This is a genomic window from Parabacteroides sp. AF17-28, assembly GCF_003479205.1.
In the GTDB taxonomy this organism is placed as follows: domain Bacteria; phylum Bacteroidota; class Bacteroidia; order Bacteroidales; family Tannerellaceae; genus Parabacteroides; species Parabacteroides acidifaciens.
Genome location: NZ_QUGV01000005.1, coordinates 14,147 through 32,550, shown reverse-complemented (window position 1 = coordinate 32,550; position 18,404 = coordinate 14,147). Strand labels below are relative to the sequence as shown.

The window sequence follows — 18,404 nt, the reverse complement described above, 5'->3', positions numbered from 1 at the left end:
ACCAGAATCATATCCACACCTTTTCTACAGCCTTTAATAAATATTTCTTACCGTTTTCTGCACCTCGGATACTTAATATTTATATATTTGTGAAAAACAAAGTCAATGATGATAATGAAAAATATTACCTGTTACCTTATATTATTACTATTCGCCTGTCCGCTTTGCCTGTTCGCCGAAAAGACAACAAACGAGATTGTCCTGGAAGAGTTGGACGGAATAATAGCCAGAAAACAGACCTTCCATATTAAAAAAGAAAAAGAAATCAACGACCTGAAACAACAGTTATACCAATCAAAAGACGATGAAGAGAAATATAACCTGTACGGTTCGCTATACCACCTCTACCTGCATTATCAGGCCGATTCTTCCTTATATTATATAAACAGCAAGATCAATTTACTCCCTTCGCTGAATCATCCCGAATTAAAAAATGAACTCATTATCAACCAGGCGGAAGTCATGGGAGTCATGGGAATGTATAACGAAGCACTCGAAAAGTTAGAGCAGATCAACCCTAAAGAGCTGGATCAAAAGACCTTGAATTATTATTACGGTACGTTCCGAGCCTATTATGGCTGGTTGACCGATTATACGACACATGATGACGAAAGGCAGAAATACCTGCAAAAGACCAACGCATACCGCGACTCCATCCTGGCAACACCTGTACCGGGAATAAACCAGGACATTGTCCGGGCTGAAAAATGGATAGTCGACGGTAAGCCAGACAGCTCATTGGTGATTCTATACGGCCTTTTAGAACAAGAACCGGATATACGCCAGAAAACGTTTATCTACTATACACTGTCTGAAGTGTACGACGCAATGCACGATACAGATAAGCAGATCTATTACCTGGCACAAACAGCCATATTGGATTTGCAGTCGGCAACAAAAGAATATGCCTCCTTGCAAAAGTTAGCACAACTCATCTACCGACAGGGTGAGATAGACCGCGCCTACAAATATCTGAATTGCTCCATGGAAGATGCCGTTTCATGTAATGCCCGCCTACGTTTTATCGAGGTCACACAGTTCTTCCCGATTATCGACAAAGCCTACAAATTAAAGGAGAAAAGAGAACGCCAGATATCGCGCACACTGCTAATAAGCATCAGCCTTCTGTCTCTTTTCCTGATTGCAACGATCTTCTATCTGTACCGGTGGATGAAAAAGCTATCGGCCATGCGCCGGGATCTGAGCCAGACCAACAAGCAATTGCAAGCCGTGAATAAGGAACTGGAACAGACCGGTAAAATTAAGGAAGTATATATCGCCCGCTATCTGGACCGCTGCGTCGCTTACCTGGACCAATTGGACGCTTACCGCCATTCGTTAGCTAAACTGGCAATGGCCTCACGCATAGACGACCTGTTCAAAGCCATCAAATCCGAACAGTTTATCCGTGACGAACGGAAAGCATTCTACAATGAGTTCGATAAGTCTTTCCTGGAACTGTTCCCCCATTTTATTTCTTCGTTCAACAGCCTGTTGATAGAAGAGGGACGGATTTACCCTAAATCAGGGGAACTGCTGACAACGGAACTGCGCATATTCGCACTGATCCGCTTAGGAGTAACGGACAGCAACCGGATCGCCCATTTCTTAGGATATTCTTTAGCTACCATTTACAACTACCGGAGTAAGATACGGAATAAAGCAATCGGCAACAAAGAACAGTTCGAACAGAACGTGATCAATCTATAAAACTCGGGACCTGTGGCAGGCATCCACGGCATCTTTAACAGAGCAATGCACGACCTGTTTTCACCAATTGCTACTTCAGGGCTTATTGTATAAAACGCATTTTTTAAGCCCAAAAGAAGCCCGAAACAGAATAAATGTTAATCCACTTTTCAGACGTCAAAAAGGGACTCTTTCCCCTTTTTCGGGAGTTTTCTGCCGTGAAGTCAACCTTTATTTCATTTTCCCGGTACTTTATCGCCATGAGGACGGTCGTCATACCCTATGAAGACGGTCGCCATTCCTATGAAGACGGTCACAAAAGCGATGAAGACGGTCGTCATGGCGACAAGGCCCCCAATATTTCCTTGGGATATTTGGAGCTCAGTCCGTCTCCGTTCGCAAATATTCGATTCTCCGAGAGTTAAGCTTTATCACTTTGCCGGCGTTTCCGTTTTTCGGCAATCAAAAAGAAAGCCTTTCGGAACGGGCTGCGCACCTCACCTCATCTTTTGTCAGACAAGAAAGGATAACCAATGAAAAAAGTCAAACCAAAATCGATCAAAATTTCAGACGAAATAGAAAAACGACCAGAGAAGGGGGTTATTGTCATTTTAACATATTTAAAATCTACTTAAACAACCAACGATTCAAATGATTCCCGGGAGCTTGTACAACAAACTTATAGAACTTGGAAGCCGGCAGGTTTTGCAAATCGACCGTATATGTATCCACTCCCCCCGGAAGGTCTGCAAGCTTAATCCATTCGTCCTTTCCACCTTCCTTGAATTTATTGTCGGTGGCAGCATAGACTGTGACCGGAACATTTTCTGTATAAGATTTCCAGGACAGCTCCACCGTATTGTCATAAGGCACGGTTTGCAAATCATAAATATCGGTTTTGCCGATAAACGGAATGCCGTCCTGTTCCCAACGAACAGCCTGCGGGATTTCAAACCCTATATAACGGCAAATAGAAGGAGCAATATCCGTAATAGCTAACGCCCCTTTTGAGAAATGGCTGTTTACCGGAACATTGGTCGATATCCAGGTCGTACGTTCCCGCCAGAACTGGCCTCCATGTCCATGCCCATTCTCACCACGTCCGTGATCGGTCGTAACGACGATCATCCATTCTTCATCGAAATTGGCCTCCCGATACTTGACAGCTTCCCAAACACGGGCAACCTGGTTGTCAGCCTTCCGGACATACTCATCGAAAAAGGCGCTGTTGCCGGCAATATGTCCCGCATCGTCGGTGTACCACAAATAAACCCAACTCAAATCAGGGGCATCCTTGCGGATACCGGCCGCTGCGTCTTTCGAGATTTGCTCGTCGATATCGAAGATATGCAAATCCTTTTCTTTTTTCGGAAAGCGGACCGTATCCAGGTCGTAACCGTCTTTCACATAATCTATTTTAAGATTGTTTGTTTCCTTCTTGCCTTCCCCGATCAATACGGTACGGTTGTCCGTCCAACTGGAATAAATAGCCGTTTTATAGTCCTCCGGCTGTTCTTTTGCGATCCTGAAGATAGTCCAATAGTTATAATTGGGTTTCAGATTGGAATTGCCACCCACATTGTGTTTGTTAAACCAAGTCGATGTCAACAAATTGGTATATCCGATTGCCGAAATCGTAGCGGTTTGGGAATATCCGCCTATCTCGCCTCCGGTATAAGCCCGGCCATAGGCGCCCCTCGAAGCGATATCGAAAATAGCCGAAGGGTGCAGCCTCTCGATTTGGTCTGCCGGAACCCCGTCAATGATTATATACACAGCTTTCTTTGTCTTTGCCGACAAACCTGCACAACATAGCAGCGTCAGTAACAAATAATAAAAACATCTCATGCAATCTCTCCTTTTCATAATATCAATTCAATTATTTACAACATTATTCTATCAAGTAAGTCAATTCCTCTCCGATCCAATAGCATTTTTACTTTAAGCGTTTATGACGATAAGCCTCCACGGCATCCTTAACCGAACCATACATAAGGAGCAGATGCTGGGATTGGCTGTAGGGAAGCCCCAACTCTTCGGCCACCATACGGGTTCCCCGGTCGATGAGCTTTTGATTGGTAAGCTGCATATTGACCATCCGGTTTCCTTTTATCCTGCCTAACTGGATCATGACGGAGGTGGAGATCATATTCAGGATCATCTTCTGTCCCGTTCCGGATTTCATGCGAGAACTGCCGGTGACAAACTCCGGGCCGACAATCATTTCGATCGCCACGTCGGCTTGTGCAGCCATCGGCGAATCGGGATTGCTGGAGATGGAAGCTGTCAGGATACCATGTTCGCGTGCCCGGCGAAGGGCGCCGATGACATAAGGCGTCGTGCCGGAAGCGGCAATGCCGATCACGGTATCCAGAGCATTAATCTGATGTTCCTGCAATTCCTGCCAACCGCGTTCCTCATCGTCTTCGGCATTCTCCACCGGATTACGGAGAGCAGTGTCACCACCGGCGATCAGTCCGATAATCACCGAAGGAGGCATTCCGAACGTCGGCGGTATCTCGGATGCATCCAAAACTCCTAACCGGCCGCTCGTCCCCGCTCCCAGATAGAAGATACGCCCCCCTTGTTTCATACGGGGGACGATCTGCAAAACCAACTCTTCTATTTCAGGGATTGTTTCCCGGACAGCCAAAGCAACCTTCCGGTCTTCGGCGTTTATATCTTCGAGCAACTCCCGGACAGACTTCTGTTCCAGGTCGTTGTAAAGGGAATCCTGTTCTGTTATCTTGATGAATGACATATCTTATTTAGACTTCAGACAAACGGGTTTATCCACCTTTATATCTTTCCCTGTATCTTTCAACAGCCCGGTCTGCGGGTCTATTTCAAAGACCTGGACTACATTGCTGTCACGGCAGGCACACAACAGGTATTTGCCATTCGGCGTAATAATGAAGTTACGCGGATGAATACCCGTCAGTTGATAACCGGTTTTCGTCAGTTTCCCATCCGCCGGATCGATGGAGAAGATGGCAATGCCGTCTCCCTTCAAACGGTTGGAGGCATAAAGGAAACGTCCGTCCGGAGTGAGGTGTATATCTGCACTGCCGGAAACGTGCAACGTATCCGCTTCTATAAACTGAACAGGTGTAAAATTGCCGTTATCATAATCGAGAACCGTTACACGCCCGGAAAGTTCGCTGATCAGATACGCCCGCTTTCCGTTCGGATGGAAAACCGTGTGACGGGGACCTTCTCCGGCCGGCAAACTAAAGGATGCCGGTTCCCCTTCCTTCAGGCTCAGTCCGCTGCCGGAAGCAATAAGCTCGTACTTATAAATCCGGTCCGTTCCCAAATCGTTTGCATACAGGTATTTCTCATCCGGGGAAGCATAGACGCAATGCAGGTGCGGAACCGCCTGCCGCTCGGAACCCGGCGTTCCACCTTCATACGCATAGACTTTGGCCGGCTGCAACGTGCCATCGGCCGAGATCGGGAATACGCTGATACTTCCTCCGTTATAATTAGCCGTAACTGCCATGCGGCGCTGGCTGTCCACCCAGATATAACAGGGAGCGCTTCCCTCGGTCTTTTGCTCGTTCAACAGCGTAAGCGTCCCCGCGTCCTTGTCAAAAGAATAGGCACAGACTTTGGCATCGCTCTCTCCCGTCTCGCTCACCGAATAAACAAACTTCCCGTCCCGGCTTATCGCCTGGTAAGAAGGGTCCTGAATACCGGAAACTTCTTTCACCAACGTAGCCGCTCCCGTATCCGTATTAAAACGATACAAGCTGATACCCGTATCCGCCGCATCGGCATATGAGCCGACAAACAAATACAATTCACTCTCCTTTTGCGCACATGCTGTAAATGCCATACTTAATAATCCAATTAAAAAATACTTGAACTTCGACATATCTATTATTTATTAAACTCGATGGTAAGCAACCAGCCCGGCAAGCGGACTCTGCACAATTGCCCCCAAACGAATACCCAACTCTCCGGCAACCGCCTCCAACTGCTCCCGGTAATACCAGGCGACGGAGCCAAGCAGATGAACCGGGTAAGACCGATAGTCATACTGCATCACGTTGCGGGTAAAGAATTTCCGGAAACTGTCGTTCACCAGACCACTGATCGCCGGTTCTTCTATATGCCGGATCAGGAAAGGAGACAGACTTGCCAGAAAACGGTTAGGGAAAGGCTGCTTATAGACCTTTTCCATAATGAGGGCAGGCGTCAAGCCGAACTCCGCGAAGAACGCATCCTTCAACGCTTCCGGCAATTGGTTCTTCAGGACATCGCCGACAAGCAGTTTCCCGAGAACAGCCCCGCTCCCTTCATCCCCGAGGATAAAACCTAACGGAGAGATGTTCCGGACAATCCCTTTCCCGTCGTACAGGCAAGAGTTGGAACCGGTTCCCAAGATGCAGGCAATCCCCGCCTCATCGCCACATAAGGCACGGGCGGCAGCTAACAAATCGCTCCCGACTTCCACCGGAACAGGCAGATAACGGTTGATCGCCCGCCGGACCACCTCGTTCTTCTCCGGAAAAGCACAGCCTGCCCCATAAAAAGAGACAGAAGTGACCGTCAGCCCTTCCAAAGCCGGAAGCAAGTTCTTCTCCACTTCGCCGGCAATCTCTTCTTCCGACTGGAAAAAGGGGTTAATGCCCGCTGTCGCGATACGGCGGACGATCTCGCCCTTATCCACCACACACCAATCCGTTTTGGTGGAGCCGCTGTCAGATATCAGTATCATATTTCTTTCACTTATTCTTTTTTCTTTTTCCCAAACTCCGGATCAATCTTCAAACAAGCCGTGACAAGCAATGTCACCAGGCAACAGCCCATCACCCACCAGAAGAAGTTTTCATATCCCATCTGCTCCTGCAACCAGCCTGCCGCCATTCCGGGAAGCATCAGGCCCAATGCCATAAAGGCGGTACAGATCGCATAGTGCGCCGTCTTATGTTCGCCGTCGGAATAATAAATCAGGTACAACATATAAGCCGTGAACCCGAAACCGTAGCCGAACTGTTCGATAAAGACACAGATATTGACGATCCACAGGTTGTCCGGCAAAGCCGTACTGAGATAAATAAAGACGGCATCGGGCAACGAAATAGCCAATGCCATCGGCCATATCCATTTCTTCAATCCGCCGGCAGAAGCGGCAATGCCGCCTAATATGCCGCCCAAGGTCAATCCGATTGTCCCGATTGTCCCATACACCAACCCGATCTCGGCAGTCGAAAGCCCCAATCCTCCCACTTCGCGGGGATCGACCAGGAAAGGCGTGACTAACTTCGACAACTGCGCCTCCGGAAAGCGGTACAACAGCATAAACAGGATTGCAACCAACGTCTGTTTCTTCTTGAAGAATGAGGCGAAAGTCGCGAAAAACTCTTTCAAGATCGTGCCCGGCGTGACCGTGGCGGAAGGTTTGTCCCCTTTCGGAGCAGGCAATATATAGCGGTGATAGAGGAACAAAGCCAGGAACAGTCCCGCCAGGATAAAGAACGTGACAGACCAGGCAAGCGGAATCTTCCCCGTCCGATTCTCCAAGAACCCGGCAAACATCACCAACACTCCCTGCCCGGCAATAATCGCAATCCGGTAGAACGTGCTGCGGATGCCGACAAAGAACGCCTGCTCATGCGAATCGAGCGCCAGCATATAGAAACCGTCCGCCGCAATATCGTGTGTCGCCGAACTGAAAGCCAACAACCAGAACACTGCCAACGAAGCCTGGAAGAAGAAAGCGGTCGGGATCGTAAAGGCAACGCCGGCAAGCCCGGCGCCGATCAGCAACTGCATCGTCACCACCCACCAACGCTTCGTCTTCAACAGATCGACGAAAGGGCTCCAGAACGGTTTGATCACCCAGGGAAGATTCAGCCAGCTCGTATAAAGGGCGATATCCGTATTGGATATTCCCAGGCGTTTATACATCAGGACCGAAACGATCATCACCGCCACGTAAGGGATTCCCTGCGCAAAATAGAGGGAAGGAACCCAGTACCAGGGTGACCTTGCGGGCGTTTTATCAGACAAAGGCTTATGTGGTATCATACTTTTTCTCTTATCTTTCGGATTATCTCATTCTTTTCTGCTTCTGTAATGCTGACCTCCCGCCAGACTTTCTCCAGGTCGGCATACGTCACTTTCCGGAAGTCTTTCTCTAACGGGACGACAAACAAGCCGGACATCTCGACGGTAGCCGGACTGATCAATATATTGTCGTCTCCCTCCGCATAATAGCAGGAAGGACGCAATTCGCGCCGGGGAAAGACACAGGTAATCCAGAAATCACCCTCCTCCCAAGTCAAGACGTTCATCATCGGTTCATAGTCGCCCGGCTTCACTATCAGATGGTCATATAATAATGTAAAGACTTCCATTATTTCCGCCTTGTAGTCCGATACCAAAATAAAAGTTGCCGGCGAATGAATCATCAACGCATAGAGGCGCGTCCGCACACCTTCCCAGGCAATCTCCTTCAAAGTCTTGAGCCAGCTTCCCACAATCGGGAAGTCTTCTTGCCTTCCTGCCTGGAAATGCATATGGTCGGGAGCGGAAGCCCCGCATTTGGGCCCGTTATAAAACAAAGCGTAGCCGGGCAGAGCGGACGCCAAGTCCAGCATATCGCCGTAGTAAGGCGCAATCTGCTGTTTCTCATGCCGCCGCAGCGGGACTGTCAGGTGGTCGTTGAAGATCGGATAAGGGTTGACCAGAATCTCGAAGAGGTCATTAAACACCACGCTCTTCTGTTCCTCCGGCCGGTGGCAGAAGAAACAGGGGCGCGCCGCCAAGGAAGCCTTGTCTATCTTAGCGGCGGACGAGCGAATCCGCTCGGGATTAAACTGAAGAATCGTAAGCCTGCTATCTCCCTCAAAGCAACGGGTCTGCACATGCGTTAGCGAGGCATAATTGTCACACGCCAACTTCCAGTCCTTCTTCTGAGAGAGAAGGAGCGATTCTATTTGTTGTTCCAGATCATTCATATATTTCGTGTTTTCACGGTTGTCAGCACCTTTACCCGCATCACAAAAGTAGTGAAAAAAAACAGGTCACATACTTTTATCCGGCTAATAAGGATGAATTAGCGGATCGTTCGGTATAAATTAGCCCGGAAGAGGCTGCCCATTAGTCGTCCGCCGGGCGCCGAACGATCGTTCGCTTGCCGGCGGACGATCGTTCACTGGGCGGCGGACGATCGTTCACCGCCAAGCGAACGATTTATCTATAGGTATCCTTCCACTAATTCATACCGAACAAACGGCTAAGAGATAGAGGAGAAAGAAATAAGAGATAAAGAGGTTATCGTTCATCGAAAAATACATACCTTTAGCCAAACTATAATTCTAATTACCATGAAACACCTGTTTTTCTGCTCTTCCCTGATTATCCTGAGCCTGTCGGCTTGCAGCGGAAAGCAAAACACAACTGCCGGAACTGAAATCGAGACGCCACCGGCAGACACCGTCGCCATCGAAATAATCCCGGAACTTCCGCCTTTGGAGGCCGGGGAAGTGTTCCTCAAAGGAAAGGAGGTATTCTCCGAAGAGACGGAACTCACGGGGACGCACATCGAGGAACCGGATACGTTCATCTTCAAACCGGTCGAACCGACTATGGTGATCCGGGACAGCCTCTTGATTATGGGTTGCAGAGACGCGCCGTTTTATGTCTTCCGTTATCCTTCGTTTACGCACGTGAAAACAATCGGTGACCGGGGAAACGGACCGGATGAGTTTATGCTGCCGGTCGCCATAGAATCCTCTGACCCGGCCTATCTTTGCTATATGCTGGACGGATACAACGGCAATCTTTACGGCCTCGACTCGCATCTGGAAGAGCATTTTATAAAGAAAGCATTCGACCGGAAGTCGGTCTGGGATTATGTCGAACATGCTTATCCGGCGGGAGAGAAAGCGATTCTCTACCAAATGGGCAGCAACATCTACCGCGTCCCTCTGGAGAATGATTCGATCCAAAGGGAAAAGCTGTATAATCTCCGCCTGCAACATTCCAAAGGCATACCGGCGACAGGCGCGCTTTGCACCAATCCCGGACGCGACCGGATGGTCTTCGCCTATAAATACACCAAGATCATCAAGTTCATGGATATGGAGGCAAAGACTGTCCGGACACTCAACTTCGAGCGATCCGAGTTTGACGAAAAGACGCTGACCGTCAGAGACGGACTGGATGCGAACGTCACCCACTATATGCAAGTGTTGCCGACCCGCGATTACGTCTACATCACCCACTCGGGACGAACGCCTTATGTCGTGGCGGCGGAAGCCCAGAAAGGCAACAACTATATGTATCTGGAGAAATACGACTGGAACGGCAATCCTGTCAAACGATACAAGCTACATGACTTTTGCGTCTATAATGTCATAGATCCTAAAACCGGCACGCTGGTCATGACAACTTATTACCACGACGACCCGTTCGTGGTCTATCACCTGGACGAATGAGCGTTCAGCGCGATCCGGGCCTGTAGTTCCCAGGTCCGGATTCGGTCCTTGTAAGTGTTATGTCCGTTCATCTTCACGATATCGAGGGCGGCATCGGAGTTGTCTTCCCAACGGCGGCAGAGATAGAGGACGTCGTAGATGCGCCCGATCTGCCAGGTGCGGGAGATGCGCAGTCCTAAGGCGTAATCTTCTCCGTAGCTGGTATTCGGAAGATTGATCGTCCGGAGAACCGGCGTGTAGAAAGCACGGGGAGCGCCCAGGCCGTTGATACGCAGGGCGTTGTTGCGTCCGTTCTCCGGCGTCCACTCTTTATGGTCGATCACGCCGGGCGGGATTTCGTTCATCGCGAAGTCCGTCATCCGGTATGTGCCGACAACCATTGCGCAGTTCTGTTCGTAGAAGGCATTCACGATCTTCTGCAACGTGTCGGAGCCGCTATACACATCGTCGCTATCGAGCTGGACGGCAAACTTTCCGCATGCCGGATGATGGACGCCTAAGTTCCAGCAACCGCCGATACCGAGGTCGGAACGCGCGGGGATCAGATGGATCACACGTTCATCCGAAGTGTATTTGTCGATGACTTCGGACGTGCCGTCCGTCGAATGGTTGTCTATGATAATCAGGTTGAAACGGAAAGTTGTCTGCTGTGCCAGCACGGAACGGATGGCATCTTCGATGGTGCGGATACGGTTGCGGACGGGAATAATGACAGAGGCTTCCTGCTCGAAAGTCCCGGCATCGAAGGCGATCGGTTCGAAACGGGGAGCGAGATAGCCGCCGCACCGTTTCAGGTAGGCCGTGCAGGCCGCTTCCATCTCGATTTGCACCGCCCGGTTCTTCGGGTCGACATAATCGAACAACTTCTCCCCGCTCTTGCGCTTGTCCTGTTCCACTTCCGAATACAGATATTCATTGATATGGACCAGTTCGGCCAATTCGGAGACACGAAGGCGCAGGTCGTAAAGTCCGGCAAAGTGATAATCACGGTCCATCGCCGCCACCGCCTGCTTCAATACAGCGGAGTCGAACAGCAGGACAGAACCGAAGTCGAAGTCGTCGCGCAGGCTGCCTTGCTGGTAATCGATCACCGGAGCGGGTTTATAGACGCCGGCTTCCACCTGGTAATGGTCTGCATAAAGCATTCCGGCGTGTGTATCGCCGGCTATTGCTAACATACGTTCCAGGGCGAATTGTCCGGGTTCGAGCGTCGTATGTTTCGTATATAATAATGTATAGGCTGTATCGGCGTGTGAGGCGATAGTCCGGCAAGCGGCAGTGCTGCTGAGCGAACCGACAGATAAAACCTCACATCCCATAACTGTGCCGGAAGCGGGCTCTGCCGACAACAAATATATCTTTTTTATCCGGTCGCAAAGCCTCAACCCTTTGATGGTTTGTTCGGCCTGGGAAAGAGAAAGGTACGGAATAAAACAATTTATCATTTCCATCGTGTTATTAGTTTATACCGGAAGCAAAAATAAGGATAAAATATGAGCTTTTACCGGAAGATAAAAGTATCTTTGTATGCGACACCCAAAATAGAACAAATGAAACACCAGATAATCCTGCTGGGGAAAGACATCACCTCTGTCTACCACGGCATCAAAGAATTCGGGCCGGACCACATTCACCTGCTCTATACGGATGCGACGGATCATATAGAAACGCCTATGTATCCATTGTTGCCATCCTCCATCCGATGCAACCGCTATAAGGCGGAACCTTACAACGGGAATAACGTAATCGACGTATGCCGCCGGATTCACCGGGAACATCAGGGCGAGTTTACATACAACCTGTCCGAAGGTACAAAGGTCATGGCGTTTGCGGCATTCGTCGTCGCCAAAGAGTCGGGCGCCGATGCTTTCTACCTGACGCAGCACGGAGAAGTTGTCCATCTGAGCCGGTTCGAGAACCATCCGTTGCAAAGCTCGCTCAACAACGACGAGATTCTGAGCTTGAGCGGCAACACCCTTTCGGACTATCATGACGCGAAAGAGTTAAGCGATGAAGACGTGAAGGCCTCGAAGCGCATCAAGCAGTTCATCGAACAGTATCCGCAGGAACACGCCCGTATCCAGAAGTTCTTCAGCATCTTTTGCAAGCGGCAGCTGAACCGCCTGCCATCCTCTAAAATCTTCGCTAACAACCTGAGGTTTAAGCATAGGAACGGTTCCATTCTGGTTACGCTGAGGGAATATGTCTTATTACGTCTGCCCCAAAGTAATGCGACTCATCTTTATTTCGAGGGCCGTTGGTGGGAAACGCTTGTGGCAAACCAGGTCCGCAACTGGAGCTTGCAACGGGAAAACTCGCCGGAGGTCTGGCAAAGCGTCATCTTCCAGACAAACGGACAGGATGCACATCCAAAGAATGAGATAGACGTGCTGCTGAACAACCAGCAGAAGCTGATCTTTATCGAATGCAAGTCGGGCAACGTCACGCAGAACGATATTTACAAGATAGACGCCGTACGGGAGACTTACGGGGGCGACATCTCGCAAGCCGTACTTGCCAGCTATTATCCGATAGAAGAAAGTTTACAGGAAAAATGCAAAGACCTCCAGATATATCTCTTTGCTCCGACGTTCCTGACCGAACGAAACACCTATTTAAACAAAATGCCAGCCTGGTTGGACAAGCTGGCAGATGAACTTCAATTATAAGAGAGCGAAGGTCTTACTTTGCAGGATCGTAGAGAAGGCCTTCCTTTTTCTTCCTTTCGAAAGACAGAGGCAACTTGATACGTTCACCGCTTTCCGAGCGGACAGACTGGCTCTTCAATCCAGTGATACGCGAGATCGCTTCGCTTAACAGTAGCTCGTTCGTATCGCCAAAAGGCAACAACTGATTACCGACAACCAATTCCTCGATCGGCACATCCGGGGCAAAACCGTTTGCATAGTCGGCATTGTGCTCCGCATTATAGATGCGCAAAGTGATCGGGGACACCAGCCATTCATAATCTTCTTTTGTTCCGAAGGTATTCGCTCCCACACGTTTGCCAATCGTTTTCTCACCGATAAGCGTGATGTTGCTACGGCCCATATAAGGAATCAGGCAATTGATCACGGCTTCCGAAGCAGAGGCCGTTGTTTCTCCGGTCAAGACGTAAAGGCGTTTCAAATCCAGATTCGCATTCCCTAATTCGGAGTTCTTCTTCATCAATAAGGTTTCATTCTTCGAGGTTTGTTTATCGTTATGCTCCATGATGCAGAATGTCTTCCCCAAAGCATCAGCCGGAGCCAAAAGAGACGTCATCAGCTGGGCGCAGGAAACCAAGCCTCCTTGATTGTAACGCAAATCCAGCACAAATTCGTTCACATTCTTAGCCTTAAAGCGGGCGAAGATCTGTTTCATCAGATCATTGTACGCCTCATTTTCATCATCCGGTCCGGAAGTAAAACTCTTATATGCCAGGTAACCGACAGTCTTTCCATTAATCGTATAGACGGAATCTTTCAGGAAAGGCGTGTCTTCTACGGCACGGGAAGCTGAAATCGATAGTGTTTCCCTCTTATGAAGAATTACGCTATTATTTACCCGTTCCATATCCGCCAATAGGAAAGTCGTCTCTCCACCACTAAAAAAGGCAGACGTGCTTGTCACATTCGGATTCTCACTGCCGACAGCAACAATCCAGTCACCGCGCTTCAAACCGGCTTCGGCTGCCGGAGAGTCGGGCAGCACATACAAAACCCAGGCATAATAATGATCACCACTTTTATAAGAGGCAAACTCAAAACCATAGGAATCGGATTCCGTGATGGACTTCGTTTCTTCCTTCTTTTTCTCTATCCGGGAAAAAGTCAGCCAGCTATCTCCATATTTCACGCCATCCTGATCAGATAACAATGATGCGAAGAACTTATCGGGAGACTGGGAGAAGTTCAGGCTTCCTTTGTCCGGCACATCCTCATACCACAAATAGTAATCCGTCATAATCTTATAAATCCAGTCATTCGTTCCTTCCTCGGAGAGATCGGGAACTTTATCATCTGTCTTGCAAGACGGGACCAGTAAAAGGAATGCTAACAATCCCATAAGGACGGCAAACGTCTTTTTCTCTAAAGCAAACTTCTGTTTCATTGTCTTATCTGTCATTAATTGAAAAAAATAACCGCGCAACTTCCCAATGGAAACTGCGCGGTTTTATTCGGAAAAACTTACGTTTCTTTATTCGCCTAACAGTATATCCAGGATCTGGACAGCAGCTTTCGCTACTGAAGTACCCGGGCCGAAGATAGCAGCGACACCTGCTTTGTACAGGAAGTCATAATCCTGTGCAGGAATAACACCACCGGCAATCACGATGATATCGGGACGGCCTAACTTCTTCAGTTCTTCGATAACCTGCGGAACCAAAGTCTTGTGTCCGGCAGCCAAAGAAGAAACACCCATTACGTGAACGTCGTTTTCTACAGCCTGACGGGCAGCTTCGGCCGGAGTCTGGAACAACGGTCCCATGTCTACGTCGAAACCACAGTCTGCATAACCTGTAGCGACAACCTTAGCACCGCGGTCGTGTCCGTCCTGACCCATCTTAGCGATCATGATACGCGGCTGGCGACCTTCTTTCTTGGCAAACTCGGCAGTCAGCTCACATGCTTTCTGGAAGTCTGCATCTTTCTTTGTTTCTGATGAATACACGCCTGATATAGTTCTGATAATTGCTTTATAACGACCTACAACCACTTCGCAGGCATCGGAGATTTCTCCTAATGATGCACGCAGACCGGCTGCCTTAACAGCCAATTCCAGCAGGTTGCCTTTCTTAGTCTTCACACATTCCGTGATATCGGCCAGCGCTTTCTGAACGGCAGCTTCGTCGCGGTTAGCACGCAGTTCTTTCAGAGCAGCGACCTGTTCTTTACGTACAGCTGTATTATCGATTTCAAGGATATCGATCGGATCTTCTTTCGGCAGACGGTATTTGTTGACACCTACGATTGTCTGAACGCCGGAGTCGATACGAGCCTGCGTACGGGCAGCAGCTTCTTCGATACGCATCTTCGGCAGACCGGTTTCGATAGCTTTCGCCATACCGCCCATGCTTTCGATTTCCTGGATCAAAGCCCAACCTTTGTGTACCAGTTCGTTTGTCAAAGATTCGATATAGTAAGAACCGCCCCACGGGTCGATTTGCTTACAAACTTTTGTTTCTTCCTGGATATAAATCTGTGTATTACGAGCGATACGGGCAGAGAAGTCTGTCGGCAATGCGATAGCTTCGTCCAATGCGTTCGTATGCAAAGACTGCGTATGTCCCAATGCGGCAGCCATAGCTTCGATACAAGTACGGCCTACGTTGTTGAACGGATCCTGTTCGGTCAATGACCAACCGGAAGTCTGACAGTGTGTACGCAATGCCAGAGATTTCGGGTTCTTTCCGCCGAAGCTCTTCACGATCTTTGCCCACAACATACGGGCGGCACGCATCTTGGCGATTTCCATGAAGTGGTTTACGCCGATAGCCCAGAAGAAAGACAGACGCGGAGCAAATGCATCCACATCGATACCTGCGTTTATACCGGCACGAAGATATTCCATACCGTCGCACAACGTATAAGCCATCTCGATGTCAGCTGTTGCACCTGCTTCCTGCATGTGGTAACCGGAGATAGAGATAGAGTTGAACTTCGGCATCTTCTGTGATGTATATTCGAAGATATCAGCGATAATCTTCATGGAGAATTCGGGCGGATAGATATAGGTGTTACGCACCATGAACTCTTTCAGGATATCGTTCTGGATCGTACCAGCCATTTCTTCCAACTTAGCGCCTTGTTCCAGACCTGCGTTGATGTAGAACGCCAATACCGGAAGAACGGCACCGTTCATTGTCATGGAAACAGACATCTTGTTCAAAGGAATACCATCGAACAATACTTTCATGTTTTCCAGCGAACAGATAGATACACCGGCTTTACCCACATCACCTACAACACGTTCGTTGTCGGCATCGTAGCCACGGTGTGTCGGAAGGTCGAATGCAACTGACAAACCTTTCTGGCCGGAAGCTAAGTTACGACGATAGAATGCATTGGATTCTTCAGCAGTGGAGAAACCTGCATACTGGCGGATTGTCCAGGGACGCAACGGATACATGGCACTATACGGACCACGCAGATAAGGAGGCAGACCGGAAACAAAGTCCAGATGTTCCATGCCTTCCAGGTCTTCTTTCGTATATACCGGCTTCACATCGATGTGTTCCGGTGTTTTCCAATTGGCTTCGATGCCATTGGCTTTTGCCCATTCAGCAGTATTTGTTGCTGCAAAACCGGCATTTTTGATATCTATATCTTTAAAATTTGGTCTCATGTTGTTCTCGATAATTCATAATCAGTTAATACCTAATTTTGCATTGAAAGCCTGCAATGTTTCAAGCACGTTGCTCTTTACATTTACAAACTGATCGATGCCTAATGCTTTCAGGTCTTCCATACAAGCCGGAGCACCAGCCACAACAAACTCTGCACGACCGTCCAACGCCTTGAAAGCAGCCGGAGCAAGTTCTGCATATTCATCGTCGCTCGAACACAAGACAACAATCTCGGCACCGGCAGCAAGAGCTGCTTCAATACCTTCCTCAACTGTGTCAAAACCTAAATTATCGATTGTTTTATAACCGGCACAAGCAAAGAAGTTGCAAGAGAACTGCGAACGGGCCAGACGCATTGCCAGATTTCCGATTGTCAGCATGAATGCTTTCGGAGTCTTGCCGCTCTTCTCTGTTGCCAAACGCAAAGATTCAAATTCAGAAGCACCACGGTCAAAGCCCAATGTTGCAATCTCAGCTTCGCTACAAGCATGTCCACAGCTGCAAGAAGCGCCATCACGCTTGATCTTTTCAGCAGCAACTTCCGTGAAGTTCGGGAACTGGTTCGTACCCAGCAATACCTCACGACGGGTAGCAATCGCTTTATGGCGAGCAGCATTAGAAGCCTTTACGGCAGCCTGGATTTCTCCGGCATTTGCCAACGCTCCGAAACCGCCTTTTTCTTCTGTTTCGAGGAAGAGCTTCCAAGCAACATCAGCAATCGAGTTTGTGAAAACTTCCACACTGTAGGAACCGGCAGCCGGATCGACTACTTTATCCAGGTGGCATTCTTCTTTCAGCAGCAACTGTTGGTTACGTGCAATACGTTCGGAGAAATCATCCGGTGTTTCGAATATTTCATCGAACGGACGAACTGTGATGGAATCGACTCCGGCAATAGCAGCAGACATTGCTTCCGTCTGTGAACGCAACAAGTTTACGTGAGCATCATAAACCGTCATGTTCCACTGGGAAGTCTGTGCATGTACATTCATTTTGCAAGCACAATTGCAAGATGGCTTGTAAGCCGCTACAATCTCAGCCCACAACCAACGGGCAGCACGGAACTTTGCAATTTCCATGAAATAATTGGAGCTGATACCAAAGTTGAACTTAATCTTCTTGGCAACTTCTGTAACATCAAAGCCTGCATCTGTTAACTTTGCCAGCAATTCGTTACCCCAAGCCAGGGCATAACCCAATTCCTGAGAGATATAAGCACCGGCATTGTTCAATTCAAATGCATTCACCGCCAAAACTTTGTATTTAGGCAACGCTTCGCCTGCTTTGAGCACAGCAGATGCAGCTTCTACCCAATTTTCGTTTTTGTGTCCCTTGATCAACGGTTTCTTAAACGGATCATAATTAACCGAACCGGCACATTTTGTAAGATCAACGCCTTTTGAAGTAAAGTATTCAGCCAGAATACCAATCAGTTTTTCTGCTTTGCAAAGGCATGTATTGAAGTTCAGTTCAACACATTCCGGACAAATGCCGTTCAGCAAAGTAGCAATGTTTTCGGCACTCACTTCATCACCCTTGATGATAAAACCGAGAGAAGTTACACCTTTATTCAAGATGTCAAGCGCTTTCTCGTTTGCAGCTTTAAAGCAAGTCACCTCAATGTTCTGGCGTACATACCAGTCATTATCCTTCTTTGTGCCACGCACATAAGGAAATTCACCAGGAAGAGAGGTCGTTGTCTTTAAACCTTCCAAATCTTCCAAACGATAAAAAGGATTCGCATTAAATCCTTCTCCTGTTTTCCATACAAGCTTCTTCTCAAACGGAGCCCCTTTCAGGTCGGCCGTAATCTTCGCAACCCAGTCTTCTGTTGACACCGGGGCGAATTCTGAGAATAGTTTTTCTTTTAGTTCTGCCATAATATTAGTTATTTTATTACTGAGATTAGTAATGTTCAATAGTATATTGTTCAATAA

13 protein-coding genes are annotated in these 18,404 nt (G+C 48.5%); 3 read left to right on the top strand and 10 right to left on the bottom strand.

Going from position 1 to position 18,404, the window contains the following annotated elements; all coding sequences use genetic code 11:
* The first annotated feature begins 114 nt into the window (after positions 1 to 114).
* The gene (locus DWW90_RS04835) at positions 115 to 1,710 is read left to right on the top strand and encodes a DUF6377 domain-containing protein (RefSeq protein WP_122344282.1); all 1,596 of its coding nucleotides are present in this window, start codon (positions 115 to 117) and stop codon (positions 1,708 to 1,710) included.
* Positions 1,711 to 2,316: 606 nt separating this feature from the next.
* Here the strand turns inward: DWW90_RS04835 and DWW90_RS04825 are convergent.
* From DWW90_RS04825 to DWW90_RS04800, 6 genes are all read right to left on the bottom strand, one after another.
* Entirely contained in the window at positions 2,317 to 3,537 is a 1,221-nt protein-coding gene (locus DWW90_RS04825) for an alkaline phosphatase family protein (protein ID WP_122344201.1), read from the bottom strand.
* A gap of 88 nt (positions 3,538 to 3,625) precedes the next feature.
* A complete protein-coding gene (murQ, locus tag DWW90_RS04820; RefSeq protein ID WP_122344200.1) occupies positions 3,626 to 4,450 on the bottom strand; it encodes an N-acetylmuramic acid 6-phosphate etherase in 825 nt (274 codons plus the stop codon).
* A gap of 3 nt (positions 4,451 to 4,453) precedes the next feature.
* Positions 4,454 to 5,527 (bottom strand): lactonase family protein, encoded by a 1,074-nt coding sequence (locus DWW90_RS04815; protein ID WP_233547646.1) that lies wholly within the window; start codon positions 5,525 to 5,527, stop codon positions 4,454 to 4,456.
* Positions 5,528 to 5,578: 51 nt separating this feature from the next.
* Entirely contained in the window at positions 5,579 to 6,412 is an 834-nt protein-coding gene (locus DWW90_RS04810; RefSeq protein WP_122344198.1) for an ATPase, read from the bottom strand.
* Positions 6,413 to 6,423: 11 nt separating this feature from the next.
* Positions 6,424 to 7,725, bottom strand: coding sequence for an MFS transporter (locus DWW90_RS04805; RefSeq protein ID WP_122344197.1), 1,302 nt, complete (start codon positions 7,723 to 7,725; stop codon positions 6,424 to 6,426).
* On the bottom strand, positions 7,722 to 8,657 hold the full coding sequence (locus DWW90_RS04800) for a DUF4922 domain-containing protein (RefSeq protein WP_122344196.1): 936 nt from the start codon (positions 8,655 to 8,657) through the stop codon (positions 7,722 to 7,724). Before DWW90_RS04800 ends, DWW90_RS04805 begins: the two co-directional genes overlap by 4 nt.
* Positions 8,658 to 9,026: 369 nt before the next feature.
* Here DWW90_RS04800 and DWW90_RS04795 point away from each other — a divergent pair, with 369 nt between their 5' ends.
* The gene (locus tag DWW90_RS04795) at positions 9,027 to 10,139 is read left to right on the top strand and encodes a hypothetical protein (protein ID WP_122344195.1); all 1,113 of its coding nucleotides are present in this window, start codon (positions 9,027 to 9,029) and stop codon (positions 10,137 to 10,139) included.
* On the opposite strand, the gene DWW90_RS04790 is transcribed toward DWW90_RS04795, so the two are convergent.
* Positions 10,124 to 11,590 (bottom strand): glycosyltransferase family A protein, encoded by a 1,467-nt coding sequence (locus tag DWW90_RS04790; RefSeq protein ID WP_199662167.1) that lies wholly within the window; start codon positions 11,588 to 11,590, stop codon positions 10,124 to 10,126. The genes DWW90_RS04795 and DWW90_RS04790 overlap by 16 nt on opposite strands.
* Before the next feature lie 99 nt (positions 11,591 to 11,689).
* Between DWW90_RS04790 and DWW90_RS04785 the strand changes: the two genes are divergently transcribed.
* On the top strand, positions 11,690 to 12,808 hold the full coding sequence (locus tag DWW90_RS04785; RefSeq protein WP_122344280.1) for a DUF1887 family CARF protein: 1,119 nt from the start codon (positions 11,690 to 11,692) through the stop codon (positions 12,806 to 12,808).
* A 13-nt stretch (positions 12,809 to 12,821) separates the two neighbouring features.
* Here DWW90_RS04785 and DWW90_RS04780 read toward each other — a convergent pair whose 3' ends face one another.
* The 3 genes from DWW90_RS04780 to mutA form a co-directional block, all read right to left on the bottom strand.
* Entirely contained in the window at positions 12,822 to 14,231 is a 1,410-nt protein-coding gene (locus DWW90_RS04780) for a S41 family peptidase (RefSeq protein WP_122344279.1), read from the bottom strand.
* Positions 14,232 to 14,318: 87 nt separating this feature from the next.
* On the bottom strand, positions 14,319 to 16,466 hold the full coding sequence (gene scpA / locus DWW90_RS04775) for a methylmalonyl-CoA mutase (protein ID WP_115500600.1): 2,148 nt from the start codon (positions 16,464 to 16,466) through the stop codon (positions 14,319 to 14,321).
* Between the two features lie 21 nt (positions 16,467 to 16,487).
* Positions 16,488 to 18,347: a methylmalonyl-CoA mutase small subunit gene (gene mutA / locus DWW90_RS04770; protein WP_122344194.1), complete on the bottom strand. Its 1,860-nt coding sequence runs from the start codon at positions 18,345 to 18,347 to the stop codon at positions 16,488 to 16,490.
* Positions 18,348 to 18,404: the final 57 nt, after the last annotated feature.

Excerpts from the sequence above, each read along its gene's own strand:
- DWW90_RS04835 (WP_122344282.1), top strand. The coding sequence starts at position 115 with ATGAAAAATATTACCTGTTACCTTATATTATTACTATTCGCCTGTCCG.
- DWW90_RS04825 (WP_122344201.1), bottom strand. The coding sequence starts at position 3,537 with ATGAGATGTTTTTATTATTTGTTACTGACGCTGCTATGTTGTGCAGGT.
- murQ (WP_122344200.1), bottom strand. The coding sequence starts at position 4,450 with ATGTCATTCATCAAGATAACAGAACAGGATTCCCTTTACAACGACCTG.
- DWW90_RS04815 (WP_233547646.1), bottom strand. The coding sequence starts at position 5,527 with ATGGCATTTACAGCATGTGCGCAAAAGGAGAGTGAATTGTATTTGTTT.
- DWW90_RS04810 (WP_122344198.1), bottom strand. The coding sequence starts at position 6,412 with ATGATACTGATATCTGACAGCGGCTCCACCAAAACGGATTGGTGTGTG.
- DWW90_RS04805 (WP_122344197.1), bottom strand. The coding sequence starts at position 7,725 with ATGATACCACATAAGCCTTTGTCTGATAAAACGCCCGCAAGGTCACCC.
- DWW90_RS04800 (WP_122344196.1), bottom strand. The coding sequence starts at position 8,657 with ATGAATGATCTGGAACAACAAATAGAATCGCTCCTTCTCTCTCAGAAG.
- DWW90_RS04795 (WP_122344195.1), top strand. The coding sequence starts at position 9,027 with ATGAAACACCTGTTTTTCTGCTCTTCCCTGATTATCCTGAGCCTGTCG.
- DWW90_RS04790 (WP_199662167.1), bottom strand. The coding sequence starts at position 11,590 with ATGGAAATGATAAATTGTTTTATTCCGTACCTTTCTCTTTCCCAGGCC.
- DWW90_RS04785 (WP_122344280.1), top strand. The coding sequence starts at position 11,690 with ATGAAACACCAGATAATCCTGCTGGGGAAAGACATCACCTCTGTCTAC.
- DWW90_RS04780 (WP_122344279.1), bottom strand. The coding sequence starts at position 14,231 with ATGAAACAGAAGTTTGCTTTAGAGAAAAAGACGTTTGCCGTCCTTATG.
- scpA (WP_115500600.1), bottom strand. The coding sequence starts at position 16,466 with ATGAGACCAAATTTTAAAGATATAGATATCAAAAATGCCGGTTTTGCA.
- mutA (WP_122344194.1), bottom strand. The coding sequence starts at position 18,347 with ATGGCAGAACTAAAAGAAAAACTATTCTCAGAATTCGCCCCGGTGTCA.